Source organism: Anabaena sp. UHCC 0204 (assembly GCF_009711975.1).
In the GTDB taxonomy this organism is placed as follows: Bacteria; Cyanobacteriota; Cyanobacteriia; order Cyanobacteriales; family Nostocaceae; genus Dolichospermum.
In genome coordinates this window covers 103,451-117,495 of sequence record NZ_VIKW01000011.1, presented here as the reverse complement: position 1 = coordinate 117,495, position 14,045 = coordinate 103,451, and the positions used below count along the sequence as shown (strand labels likewise).

Sequence of the window (14,045 nt, the reverse complement as noted above, 5' to 3'; positions counted from 1 at the left end):
TTACCCAAGCTTCCCTATGGCTTGGGTTTATTTATGCCAACCTGTCCGAGTTCATCGAATAAAAACCCAAATTTACCAAAACTTCAACGAAAAGTTACTGAAAGTAAAAGAATCTAAAAAGACAATATAATATGTATGCCTCACTCACTTGACAAGTGAGATCAAAGACAGGTATTGACCCTTTTTAAATTTTCCATTTCCCACAGGGGTTAACTTTCTTTAACCGGACAACCAGGGTATTCTGACAGATTTTGTTATGCGAATTTTAATTTACTCCTACAACTATCACCCCGAACCCATTGGTATAGCCCCACTCATGACTGAGTTAGCCGAGGGACTGGTAAAACGTGGACACCAAGTCCGTGTTGTTACAGCTATGCCTAACTATCCCGAACGACAAATTTATCAGGAATATCGAGGTAAATTTTATATAAATGAAGAAACCAATGGTGTCCAAATTCAACGTAGTTATGTTTGGATTCGTCCCCAACCGAATCTTTTAGATCGGGTATTATTAGATGCTAGTTTTGTTGTTACCAGCTTCTTCCCAGCATTCTTAGGCTGGCGACCAGAGGTAATTCTTTTGACCTCTCCATCTTTACCAGTCTGTATTCCTGCCACTTTGTTAGGGTTCTTGCGTTCTTGCCCCGTCGTCCTCAATTTACAAGACATCCTCCCAGAAGCAGCAATCCATGTTGGCTTACTAAAAAATAAATTACTGATCAAAGTATTTACAGCTTTAGAAAAATTCGCTTACGCATCTGCTGGGAAAATTAGTGTTATTACTGAAGGATTTGTTGATAATCTAGTCGCCAAAGGTGTACCCGCCCAAAAAATTGTTCAAATTCCCAATTGGGTTGATGTCAACTTTATCCGCCCTTTATCCAAGGAAGATAACCCTTTCCGTGCCGTACATAACCTCAAGGGGAAATTTGTAGTTTTATATTCTGGTAATATTGCTCTCACCCAAGGTTTAGAGACAGTTATTAAAGCTGCGGCCAAACTTCGAGATATTCCAGATATTGCTTTTGTGATTGTTGGTGAAGCCAAAGGTTTACAACGATTACAGCAGGAATGTTTAGATTTTGGTGCAGATAACGTTTTATTACTCCCCTTTCAACCCCGGCAGGAATTACCACAAATGTTAGCTGCTGCGGATGTGGGATTGGTTGTACAGAAGAAAAATGTGATTTCTTTTAATATGCCATCAAAAATCCAAGTGCTATTGGCCAGCGGCAGGGCATTGGTAGCTTCTGTACCTGAAGAGGGAACTGCATTTAAAGCCATTAAGAAAAGTGGTGGCGGTATTTTAGTTGCACCAGAAGATCCCCAAGCTTTAGCTACAGCAATTTTGGAGTTATACCAAAAACCAGAAAAAGTGCAAGAGTTAGGTGATAAAAGTCGTCAGTATGCAGTAGATAATTATGCCTTTGAGCAAACCTTAAATCAATATGAAACATTATTTAGCTCCATGACCGCCAATGGGAAAGCCGTGAGTTCTTCAACCATCACCAAACAGGAAGTTTAGCAAAATTCGCCAAAAACTAGGATTTATCTACCAATATTATTCAGAGAGCCGACTCTGTGCAGATTGCAGTGTAGGATATGTTACGATTCAAAAAAACCTATTCACACAATTGCAATTCATTTATTTGTTATTTATTGGTAAGTAAGTTGAACAAGTAGTTGCAAAAGGAAAAAGCACCTGAGGTTGAGTCAGTAACCCAGCCCTAAAGGGACTGAGCTTGCAAGAGTAATCAAGCAAGCCGTACTGACCAGACCACCCTGAGCCACTTGCCCTGACTTGTGCCGAGCGAAGTCGAAGGGAATCTCATGGTAGCCGTTATTTGAGTCACGACACCCCGGAATGCGTTCGCGCCAGCGTGCCGTCAGGCATAGCTAGTTCCCTGCTCTGTCATTTGCAATTAAACAGTTTTAAGGTCACTGAAACAGTGTTGCAAGTCTAAACAAGCTCTTATAACTGGTCGAAGCTAACATTACCCCAGAAATGGGAGGCACATCGGTGCAATACATTATGCGTACAGAGTTGGAAAATTTGAATCGGTAATTGTCCCGTTGAAAGTACATCACAAAAGTACCCCGAATTGCCCAACTCCAAGGCGGTAATGAAGAAATATTTAAGGCGGTTAAAACCGCTCGTGTCGTGGCTAGTGAGCCATGTCGATAGCGTAGCGTGGCGTTAGCCATACTATTCCTCTCAGCTCTAAAGTGACTGAGTTTCCCACTTACCGCAAGGTCTTATGACTGAATCTTTTCAAAGAAATTTTCCATTGACAAAGACCCCTGTAAACAGACCTAAAACTGACATAGAGGCTACAAGTGAAAATTTAGCTCTAACCATTGCTGAAGCGGCTTTAGGACGCAAAGCTGGAGAAATTATTTTGCTAAACGTGGCAAATATTTCTTACCTGTCAGATTACTTTGTGATGATGACTGGTTATTCTAAGGTACAAGTCAGAGCGATCGCTGACGCAATCGAAGGACAAGTGGAAATTGAATGGCAACGACGACCCCTACGCACAGAAGGGAAAGTTGATGGAACTTGGGTTCTACAAGATTATGGTGATGTTATCGTCCATATCATGATGCCAAGAGAACGGGAGTTTTATAATTTAGAAGCGTTCTGGGGACACGCCGAACGTATTGTAATACCAAACTCCGATAATGTTGGGGGTTAACCAAGATGATGCGATCCTCCCTTGAGAATTGCCCAGTTCCAACAGAACAACAACCGCTCAATGAGTATGAAGAATTAAAAAACTCTTGGCTATTTTGGGATAGTACCTTAAGCTGGGGCAACTACACCAAGAAAATTTTTTGGATTTGGGCTTGGTCTTGGCTGGTAGCAGGACCTGTGGCCGCAGCCAGCTTTTCTCCCCAAAAGCAGATTTTTAATTTTCTCATTTGCGGATCTGCTGCCGCTAGTGTAAGTGTACTGCTGGTATTGGTGCGGTTATATTTAGGTTGGTTCTATGTGCGCGATCGCCTTAATAGTCCCACTGTATTCTATGAAGAATCAGGATGGTACGATGGACAAACTTGGACAAAACCCCAAGAAGTCCTGACCCGCGATCGCCTAATTGTTACCTACGAAATTAAACCCATTATCCAACGCCTGCAAACTACCTTTGCTGCTTTGGCTCTTATGTATCTTATTGGTACGATACTCTGGCATTTCTTATAAATAGTCATTGGTAAAATAATTGACAATTGTCAACTAATAACCAACAACTAACAACTGACAACTGACATTCACAAACAAAATAGATATAAACCCATGACAATGGGAAAAAGAACTCAAGCCGCAGCACTGGAAGTCCGGTTACTGCGTGAAGGTATTATCGAATCTCGGCATATAGTCCAGGCTGTTGTTAGCGATGACCGGGGACGGGTGCTTTCTGTGGCCGGTAACGCCGAAACTGCTGCATTTGTCCGTTCAGCCCTCAAACCCTTTCAAGCACTGGCTGTCACTAGCACAGGCACATTAGAACGCTATGGATTGAGCGATCGAGACTTAGCCATTATTACCAGTTCCCACAAAGCCAGTATAGAACAGGTAAGACAGGTATTTAACATCCTGTGGCGAGCAGATATTGACATAAATGCCCTCCATTGCCCAATTCCTGAAGGTAAACGTAGTCCTCTCGAATATAACTGCTCTGGTAAACACGCGGGAATGTTAGCGGTTTGTCAGCAACGCCATTGGCCATTAACTAACTATTTGGATCGTAAACACCCAGTCCAACAGTTAATTATCACCAAAATAGCAGAATTACTACGAATGCCAGCAGAAGAGTTTCTCACCGCCCATGATGACTGTGGCGCACCTACATATTTAATGCAACTCAGTCAAATGGCCTCTTTATATGCTGTCCTGGCTTCTAGCAATAGCGTGGATATGGAACGCATTGTCCGCGCCATGAACCATCATCCGACAATGGTCGCCGGAAACGGAGAATTCGACACAGAATTGATGCGCCTAACTCCTAGCGAATTAGTGAGTAAATCCGGAGCGGAAGGAGTACAGTGTATTAGCCGACTTGGTGAAGGTATGGGATTAGCAATTAAAGTCATGGATGGCTCAAAACGCGCTAAATATGCCGTAGCTATTCACATCCTCCAACAAATGGGCTGGATTAGCCCTAGCATTGCCCAAAGCCTATCCGAGAAATTTATGAACCTGGGGAAATACAAGCGTTTGGAAGTAATTGGAGAATTATCGCTTTTGTAGTTGACAAACTTTTGACTTCGCGCTATATTAAAGAAGTCGAGAGACAAACGACAAAAGCGACGCGGGATAGAGCAGCCTGGTAGCTCGTCGGGCTCATAACCCGAAGGTCAGTGGTTCAAATCCACTTCCCGCCACCAAATAAAAATAATGAATCCCTGTAATCTAAAAAGGTTGCGGGGATTTGTTTTTTAGGTCTGGAATGAAGGGTTGGACGTTGCTGATTTTAGCGATGAAAATAATTTTGCATACGTTCAAGACCTTAGTAGAGACGTTCCATGGAACGTCTCTACTACCTCCAAAAATCATCTGCCAATTTAGCAACGTCGGGTTGTTGGTAATTGATAATTGACAGGTAACAGGTATAGTTACTTAAGCAATACTCAATTTAGCCGAGATAATAATATCGTTGTAATCTTTATCTCCACCATTGGGTAAATCTTCAAAGCCAAATATATTATCTCCTAACATCCGAATATGATCAGCCTTATCTGAATTAATTCCTAGATAGGGAAAATAGACCTTAGGATCATTATTAGTGTTGCTATCAGTTAGTTGAGATAACGTACCATTAACGATAATCATAGGGGCTAAAATTGATCCAGCCGCAATCATCGCACTAACTTGGGAAATCCCTTGATTCCCAACAGCTAATTTAACTATCTCTCCAGTTTGAGCATCTTTTATCAAACTATTAAGTGCTGCTTGTAAATAAGCTGCTGAACTACTTGCATTAGTTTGTAAATCACCAATTTGCCCTTGAGCATTATCTACTCTATAGAAATAGACTTCATTATTAAATGCTGCTTCTCGATAAACAGAAAAATCAGCCTTTACTAATCCTACTTGAGTTCTTAAATCAATAACTTCTCCCTCAAATTGACTTTGTAATGCAGTTCCCAAGGTTAACTGTTCAGTTGTTGATTTAATTTCGACAACTAAATCTTTAAAATCTGCATTTCTCCCAGAACCATCTTTCCAAGCAAGAGTAAAACCATCATCTCCTAAATTGGTAATTGTCTGAGTAGAAACATCTGCAAATAGGATATTGATATTTGTGCTAGTGCTAGTTCTGAAAACATCAGTAGTATTATTCTGCACCAAATAGAACTTTACGTGCTGACTAGAATTAAATTCTAGTAACCTAGAAATATTGCTAATGTTGAAACCATTAGGACGATTGCTAATAGCAGAAAGGATAACTTGTCCTTGAACTTTAATTCTGGCAAAAGCTGCCTCATCATAACCAGCTTGCCCTGGATAAATCCCGTCTATTTTTCCTTCCGCATTATCAACAATAAATACACCAAATTCATTGACAAAATTAGCATTAGATTCTGTTAACGTAACCTTTAACCTAATCTTATTTTCTTTACCTCTAATAGTAAAGATATTGTTCGTATTAGCGATAAGAGAATCTTCACGTTTCAGATCATAGGGTAATTCAATGATACCCAATCTCGAAGGAATATTTGTGCCACCAACATTAAAATCATTGTCATTAATGATAGCAAAAGTATTTGGAGCTACTAAAGCTAAACCTTCTAACTTTTCAACTCCGGTATAACCCAAATCAGCCGCATTAGCAAGAATCCTCTTTTTAACAGGAGTAATATTAGCGGATGCTAATTCAGCCACAGATAGCTGTTCAATAGTTTTACCTGCGGGTATGCTGGTTAAATTAGCGGAATTATTGATATTAGTTGCTTGAGCTAAATCAATCTCATAGATGAGTTTATTAGCAGTTTGATCACTACGATCATCTCGTTCAACAACTGCAAATTTTCCATTACCTAAAGATACAGCATCACCAATTTTATCAGTTCTTGCACTACCACTACCAGTAATATCATCGAGAAGATATAGATATTCGGCTGTAACTTGGTTAGTGACAATATCAAATTCTAAAATGCGTAAATTTCGAGAACCTCTTGATGTTGTATCTCCAGCATTATCAGGATTATCAATGGGACTTTGAATGAAAGCATAGAGTTTATTACCTTCTAAAGCTACAGCTTCAAAACCACGATTGTTGCGACGTTGAGCATAAACTTCTGGAAATATTTCTGTACCAAAAGTTCCTACTGTTTGATTTGCGGCTGTTGCAGTTCCAAGGGGAATAAATCGGTTGAGTAATTTACCATTGACATCGAATTGATAAATTGCTGGACGGTATTCATCTACCATCCAATAATCACCATTAGGTGCAACTACAATCCCTTCTAAATCTGCACCAAAAGGATCATTATGTAATATGTTACCAGCTAAATCAACACCTAATTCATCAGTATAAGCCGTACCACCAGCACCAGCTTGTAAATTAGGAAGCCCTGTTAAAGGAGTAGTACCATCTGGGCGAAATAAACCGGTTCTTTGAGTAATTGTAATTTGATTAGTGCTGCGATTCAATTCAAAGCTAACTATTTCTGGCTGAAAATTGGGTAATAAAAATGGTCTATTTTGTCCCGTGGGTTCGCCATTTGGACCTCTATCTGTATGGGTAACAAATTTCAGGTTTCCATTAGCAGCAATTCCTTGAAAATATAAGCCAGAAAAACCACCTAAGAAAATATCTTCATTGTTGCTGGTTGTTCCTAATTTGGGTAAATCTGTAAAGTCGTAATTAGTAAGTTTGACTTGTCCTATTTCATAGAAACTCACAGTATTACTAACTTCATTAGCTACTGCTAATAAAGGTTTACCATTGGGGCTATCTTGCGCCGAAATGAATTTTAAACCTTCAGGACTAATATCACCTTCTGTGCGAATATATTGGACAAACTTAGGGTTAGTGGGGTTACTAAGGTCATAAACCATTACACCACCACCGGCTCTTTCTAAGCCGATAAATCCATAGGTTTTACCATCAACTATGCCAATAATGACGCTTTCTGGTTCTGGTCCTTTATTATCAGAACGAGTATCAAAGTCATTCGGACTGCCGTTGTTAGCATTGAATAATCCAGGAGTTCTTTGTTTGGTGATTTGTTCAAGTTGATCACCGCTATCAAATACTAATTCACCTTGATCATCCCAAATAGAAAACGAACGTGCGCCAAGAGTGTATAATTTTTCAAATTTACCATCTGCGTTTTTACCAAGAGTATTAGTGATAGTTAAACGACCAAGATTTTCGTTGTCTTTTAGTTCTGCAATGGTGTTACTGGAAAATACGTCTGGGTCAAGTATTACCGAATCACTGTTAATCCGAACTTCTTCCTGAAAAGCAGTATAATCACGTGCATCTCCTTCATTTGCAGTGATATAATAGGTTTTGCCATCAATTTCAAAAGAGCTAATCCCATCCGGTTGATACATTCCGAAGACTGGCCAATTTTGAATATTGATTTTATCATCTCTATCACTAGCATCAAAACCATTTCCTGGTAAGCTATGATCTTTAAAACCAAGGGGAACGATTTTAGTAATGGTAGCAGTGGCAATATCTAAAACGGCAAAAGCGTTATTTTCTTGGAGGACAATAAATGCAGTTTTCCCATCTGGAGAAACTGCTATATATTCTGGTTCAAAATCCTGTGCAGCAGAAGCATTGGGTCCATAAATTCTAATTCCTTCTGCTTTTAAGTCTGCTTCTTGACCGTTAAAAGCATGGAAATTAGCAGTGCTAACTTTACTCTGATCTAAAGCAGCAATATTTCCAGAAACATCAATAATGCTAACAGAACCTTCTGGATCAATGCTATAATCTGCGTTAGGTTCTCCTTCGTTGGCAACGAGTAGTTTGCTACCATCAGGAGTGAAAGTGAGCATATCAGGTAAAGCACCTACTTCTACTTCTGAAAGTTTAGTAAGTGTGGCTGCATCATAGAACGCAACTTTACCATTGTTGGTGTTAGTTTCAGCGGAAATAGCGATCGCAATAATACTATTTGCAGTTCCTATTCCTTTTCTAACAGCAACGCTTTGTACTCCTGCACCAATGCTAGAAAGATCAATATTTGTGAATTTTGTAGGGTTAGAAGGATCAGCAACATCTATAACTTGAATAACTGGTTTACCTGCGGCTTCTCCTGTGACAAATAAACGTTTTGATTTGGGATCAAAATCAGAAATTTCTGCACCATCGAGTTGGATAGTGCCACTAAGATGAAGTTGTAGTGTAGTTGTCATTGTTATATTTTTAGGTTGATGTTGTTGCTAAAAAATGGTGTTTATTTGATATAAACACCATGGTGTGATATGGATAAAAATGCCTTCTATCATCTAGAAAATATCTAAATTAAGTTAAGATATAAATAAGGGATCGTTAAGGATTAATTAAAAATAGGTGAAAATCAGCTTGACTTAGCTGGTACTTGTCTATATTTTGACACTCAAACCATATGTTTGTGCGTATTATTTCTTAGCCTTGTTCACAAATAAAATATTAGTCCTCTAGAATGATCAGCTTACTATTCACACTGAGAACGGGGAGATAAAAATACAGAATTGAGGTGAAATTCGGCTAAATATGTTTCTAAAATCTGAAATTGGCAAAGATTCAAGCTATAATAAATCCATCGTCCTTCCTGACGGCTATTAACTAAATTGGCTTCTTTGAGAGTCTTGAGATGGAAAGAAAGTTTAGACTGACTTACTTCTAAAGCATCACATAAATCACATACACAAAGTTCACGCTGACGCAGAAGTTCTATAACGCTGATTCTAATAGGATCTGATAGGGCATGAAAACCCGCTATTATTAAATTGTGAGTGGTAATTGGCATTATTTTAAATTGAAGACTAATTTTTATCTTGTGTGGTATGGTGCGATCGCTCTAGATATCACTTAATAAATTAAACTGGATTTCTGGTAATGATTGACAGGATAAAATTGTCAGAATCAGGTGGTTACTGAGCGATAGCCTGCGTGGCGAAGCCATAGTCGAAGTACAGGATTTAAGGATTTACAGGATGTGGTTGTTAAATGTTTTTTCAGTAAATTAGACTAGTACCGCAGGGCGGAATTAAAAATTAAAAATTAAAAAAGCAGATGATACAAGCTTTTTGAGAATTCTTAATGCTTGGTTGATTTACGCCGTTGTGTACTAGATTCTAGTCGGTTTTAACCGACTTTGGCTTTGAGACGAACAACAAAATTATGTATCTGCTCGTGAAATTGTCCAGAAATATTTGACATTGAGAATAGGTACAAATTAAGAAAACTTTATAGAATGTCGGGAGTTTTGAGGCGATCGCCATAATAAATAGGCAGAGGGAATAAAGTAAAGTGCAAGAATAGTTGCACCACCCACACCACCGGCAATCACCACAGCCAAAGGAGGCCAAAATCCACCGCCACCGAGAATCAGGGGAATAAAACCTGCCATAGTGGTAAATGTAGTTGTGAGAACATGGCGCGTAGTATGAATAACCGTTTCCACCATCGCTGATCTATCGCCTGTCTGTGCCAGAGTATCACTTTTGAGAGCAGTGAGAACAGTAATTGAATCATTCACGGCTACCCCAATCAATCCTACCGTACCGATGATGGGATTAAAGCCAAAGGGATAGCCGAACAGCCATACCGATAATCCGCCCAAACCGATGGATAAAATCGCCACCATGCCAATCAAACCCGCAAGAGCGAAAGAATTCATAGAAAGTACAAGAGTTACCACCAGGGCAATTCCTAGCACAATACCGTAACCGAGTAGTCCACCAGTGGCGCTGTTACGTTCTGCTTCTTCACCACCAAATTCCAGGTTATAGCCTTGAGGCAACGAGAAAGACTTTTGCAAACGTTGGCGAAAATCAACGAGAGCGTTAGCAGGTAACGTTCCGGCTGTGAGATAGCCCTGCACCGTGCTGACTCTAAGACCGTTTTTACGAGTGATGGCGGCATTTTTGGGGATTAAACTGAGTTTAGCAACGGTTTCTAAGGGAATGTAGCCGTTACGATTGCTTGGTAGGAGATTCACCGATTGCAATTGGCTCAAGTTAGAGCGATCGCTATTACTCAAACGGACTCGCACAGGCACTTCTTCGCTATCTTCTAAAATCGTGCCACCGTTTACCCCTTCAGTGATGATTTGCAATTGTTGAGCAATTTCTCGACGGCTTAAATCCCGCGATCGCGCTTCTGGTTCGTCAATATCTAGGGACAGTTGGGGCAGCACATCATTGATGCGAGTACGAATGTGGGTAATAGTGGGAACTTCTGCCAAAATAGCCCGGAGTTGCTCACTTAATTGTTGGAGACGATCAACATCAGAGCCGTAAATTCGTAACTCAATTGGGGCTTCAAAAGGTGGTCCCTGTTCAAATAGACGCACCAACGCACGAGCATTAGGAAAGGCGCTGTTGAACTCCGTTTGCAATTTGCGAATAAAGCCATCAGCCGCAATGCCATTAATCTGCACAATTGCCCCAGCAAAACTGCTTTCGTTCTCCCGATTAGTCAGTTGGTTATAATAGACTTTCGGCGCACTCTTGCCCAAAAACCAATACACTTTTTGAACCTCAGAATGACTGCGTAAGGTAGTTTCTACCTCTTGTGTCAACTGCTGAATTTGCGTTAGAGAACTAGCAGGAGGCAATTCTAACTCCACTATGAATTGTTCGCGGTCAGCAGCCGGAAAGAATTGTAAACTTAAAGTAGTCATGAGGGTAAACCCCATAACTGGTAAAATCAACGTTAGGGCGATCGCGCGTTTGGGATACCGCAACGACCACTGCAAAGAACGGCGATACCAGGCTGTGAGTCCAGGATGAGAAAATCCGGTTTGCCACCATCCTTGTTTACCAATCGTGCCTTTAGAAGTGAACGAGCGACGATGATTCCACTGATAAATTTTCGCGGTGAGGGCTGGGGAAATCGTTAATGCTACCAACAGCGAAGCCAAAACTGCCACAATCACATTTAAACCAATCGTCCCGACAAATTCACCAGTTGCACCGGGAAGTAAAGCAATAGGTGCAAAGGAGAAGACAGTGGTTAATGTCCCCCCCAGCAAAGGAGCGCGGAGATACTGCACCGTTTCTGTGATGGCAGTTTCTAAAGACATTCCCGTTTTCAGGCGAATATTCATCTCATCCACGAGAATAATCGCATTATCCACCAGAATGCCCAAAGCCACAATTAGCCCCGTTACCGACATTTGATGTAAGGGAATACCCAACAACCCCATAACAATGAGGGCGATCGCGACTGAAAGCGGCAGTGCCATTTGTACAGCTAATGCCTGTTGCCAGCCCATCATAATAATGCAAATCACGAACAGCATCAAAGCCCCAGACAGCAAATTACCGATGAGATTATTTAATCGCGCAGTCACATAACGACTCTGATCAAAGACAATTTCTAACTGTATCCCCTTGGGTAAATCAGCCCGAAAGCTATCGAGAACCTTCTGTGCGTCTACAGCCCAACGATCCAGACGATATTGGGATTGGACATAAACACCAACAGCGATCGCAGCTTTACCTGATGTAAATGCTAATTCTGTAGGCGGTGTAGCAATTCCTTTTTCAATAGTGGCGATGTCTGCTAAAAGGCGAAATTCCCGGTTAGATTCACAATTAGAACATCTCACAGGTATTTGTTGCAAACGGTTCAGGGTATCCAATTCTCCCTGTACTTCATAAAGTAGAGTATTGTCACCGCGAAACTGTCCGGCGGAAGTTTTCGCATCGCTTTGTTGAATTTGCCCTGCTAATTCTGAGGCAGTAATTCCCAAACTAGCCAGAGTTTCTGTATTCACATTCACCGTAATTTCTTCTTGGGGTGCGCCAAAAATCTCCACTTCATCTGTACCAGAGAGCGATCGCAAAGCATTTTTTAACACCTCTGCCCGTCGCTGCAAAATGGCGTAATTTGGTGCATCAGACTGTTCCCAAGTCAGGGCTGCTAGGAGAGCATAGGCACGCACTTCTCCCTCATCTAATTTGGGTTCACTGGCTTCCCTGGGCAATTCCCCTTGCACCTCCCGCAATTTATCCCGCACTCTTGACCACACCAAGGGTACACGGTTTCTACTCACACTATCGAGTAAATCTACGGAAATGGTGGAAACCCCAGCGCGTGACGTGGACTCATAGCTTTTCACTTCTGGAATTTCAGCAATCTTGGCTTCAACGGGATCAGTAACCAGAGATTCCGTACGTTCAGCCGTTCCTCCTGGCAAAAAAGTAGTAACTAGAGCAAAACGAGAAGTCAGTTCAGGATCTTCCAATCGAGGTAGAGATTGAAAAGTGACAGTTCCCCAAGCCACAATCAGGAAAATTGCCAACAATAGTAAGCGCAAATTGCGAAAAAATAGCTGTGCCATATCAGTTATCAGTCAATAGAGATAAGGGACTTCCAAATAAAAAAACACTCAACCACCTAACGCAAAATATCTCTCAAACTTTCTTTCCTTCGTGTTCTTCGTTTCTTCGTGGTTCATTTCTTTAAATAATTGGCGTGATAACTGTTCACTGCTTACTGTCCACTAATTTCACAACTTGCCCAGAAACCAAGCGGTGAGTACCACTGTTGACAACTTCTTCCCCAGCAACAATTGTGCCACGCACTAAAACGCGATCGCCTTCGGTATACAAAACTTCCACATCCCGCCGTTCAATACGATAGGTGTCTCCTTCTGAGGCGATCGCAAAACAAGACCATAATCCCCTCTCTCCCTTAATTAAGGCGGTTACTGGCAACCAAAATCCTTCGGTAGATACCATTTGTTCGACTTGCAAACGGGCGATTTCTCCTGATGCTGGCATGGTTTGATTGGTAGTCATCAATTGCAAAACCACTGTCCGAGTCCGGGTTTGGGGGTTGATCTCTGGTTTATGAGCCAGAACTTGGGCAGTATCAATTTGATTCCCCACTTGCACCTGTTGACGACTCCCCACTTTCAGGGTTTGTACAACTTGGGGCGGTACGCCAATTTCTACTTCAGGGGTGAGCTTTTCCACTAGGCGGACAATCGGCTGTCCTGCTTGCACCACAGTGCCTTCATCCAAATTCCGTTCCCCGATCACACCACGAAAGGGAGCGCGGAGGGTGCTTTTTTCAATATTGATTTCCACGTCGCTCATACTGGCTTGAAGTTGAGCTACCGTAGCGGCTTGGGCGGCGATTTGTTCTTTGCGTGTGCCGTTTTGCAATGCTTCTAATTCACTCTGAGCAGCGGCTAGGCGGTCGGCGAGGGCATCCCGATTAAATGCTACTTCATCCAACTGTTCACGGGAAATTGCTCCTTCTTGATACAGGGAACGGCGGCGATCGCGGCGAATATTTTCCAGCCGCAACCGATTTTCTAAATCCGCCACTTGAGAACGTGCAGCAGCAATGGTTTCTCTCCGTGGTCCATTCTGCAATTCTCTTAATTCTGCGACTGCACGCAATTTTTGTGCTGCTAATTGTGCTAATTGTGCTTTGAGGTTTTGCGTATCTAACTGGGCAATCACTGCGCCTTTTTCTACGGTTTGTCCACGATTAAAGATGATTTCAATGACTTTTCCCCCTCGTTCAAAGCCCAATTCGCTGCGGCGAGTGGCCACTACTTCACCCGTATAAAAGCGCGTCACTTGGTATGACTGTACAGGTTTGAGTTTGACGACTTGCACTGTTAAGGGGGCAGAAACAGCAACTTCTTGTTGAGCAGATAAGCGTTCATATACCCCGAAGGCGATCGCTACTATCATTCCACTCGCAATGAGCAGATTCCTAACTCCGATCTTTTTGGGATGCTTCAAAGCTGAGGCAGTCTCCTCCTCTCCCACCTGTACTATTTCCCAAGCTTGGGTTTCCATAAGCTGGCCACTCATTTTTGTGCTACGTTGACAAGAAAGAAGCGTTGCA

General features: G+C 41.6%; 8 protein-coding genes and 1 tRNA gene. 5 read left to right on the top strand and 4 right to left on the bottom strand.

The annotated features are described in order from the left end of the window. The first annotated feature begins 256 nt into the window (after window positions 1-256). The 5 genes from FJR04_RS11775 to FJR04_RS11755 all read left to right on the top strand — a co-directional run bounded on the left by FJR04_RS11775 (window position 257) and on the right by FJR04_RS11755 (window position 4,389). A complete protein-coding gene (locus FJR04_RS11775; protein WP_168494865.1) occupies window positions 257-1,528 on the top strand; it encodes a glycosyltransferase family 4 protein in 1,272 nt (423 codons plus the stop codon). A gap of 733 nt (window positions 1,529-2,261) precedes the next feature. Continuing rightward, a complete protein-coding gene (rsfS, locus tag FJR04_RS11770; protein WP_168494864.1) occupies window positions 2,262-2,699 on the top strand; it encodes a ribosome silencing factor in 438 nt (145 codons plus the stop codon). A 5-nt stretch (window positions 2,700-2,704) separates the two neighbouring features. Then, the gene (locus FJR04_RS11765) at window positions 2,705-3,205 is read left to right on the top strand and encodes a CGLD27 family protein (RefSeq protein ID WP_168494855.1); all 501 of its coding nucleotides are present in this window, start codon (window positions 2,705-2,707) and stop codon (window positions 3,203-3,205) included. 93 nt (window positions 3,206-3,298) lie between these two features. Beyond that, the gene (locus tag FJR04_RS11760; RefSeq protein WP_168494853.1) at window positions 3,299-4,252 is read left to right on the top strand and encodes an asparaginase; all 954 of its coding nucleotides are present in this window, start codon (window positions 3,299-3,301) and stop codon (window positions 4,250-4,252) included. A 60-nt stretch (window positions 4,253-4,312) separates the two neighbouring features. Then, a tRNA-Met gene (locus tag FJR04_RS11755) sits at window positions 4,313-4,389 on the top strand. A 232-nt stretch (window positions 4,390-4,621) separates the two neighbouring features. Here the strand turns inward: FJR04_RS11755 and FJR04_RS11750 are convergent. The 4 genes from FJR04_RS11750 to FJR04_RS11735 all read right to left on the bottom strand — a co-directional run bounded on the left by FJR04_RS11750 (window position 4,622) and on the right by FJR04_RS11735 (window position 13,996). Beyond that, a complete protein-coding gene (locus tag FJR04_RS11750) occupies window positions 4,622-8,380 on the bottom strand; it encodes a choice-of-anchor I family protein (RefSeq protein WP_168494851.1) in 3,759 nt (1,252 codons plus the stop codon). A gap of 281 nt (window positions 8,381-8,661) precedes the next feature. After that, the gene (locus tag FJR04_RS11745; protein ID WP_168494849.1) at window positions 8,662-8,976 is read right to left on the bottom strand and encodes a metalloregulator ArsR/SmtB family transcription factor; all 315 of its coding nucleotides are present in this window, start codon (window positions 8,974-8,976) and stop codon (window positions 8,662-8,664) included. A 429-nt stretch (window positions 8,977-9,405) separates the two neighbouring features. After that, window positions 9,406-12,519, bottom strand: coding sequence for an efflux RND transporter permease subunit (locus FJR04_RS11740; protein WP_168494847.1), 3,114 nt, complete (start codon window positions 12,517-12,519; stop codon window positions 9,406-9,408). 145 nt (window positions 12,520-12,664) lie between these two features. Further along, window positions 12,665-13,996 carry an efflux RND transporter periplasmic adaptor subunit gene (locus FJR04_RS11735; protein ID WP_168494845.1) on the bottom strand — a complete coding sequence of 444 codons (1,332 nt, stop codon included), beginning with the start codon at window positions 13,994-13,996 and terminating at the stop codon, window positions 12,665-12,667. Window positions 13,997-14,045: the final 49 nt, after the last annotated feature.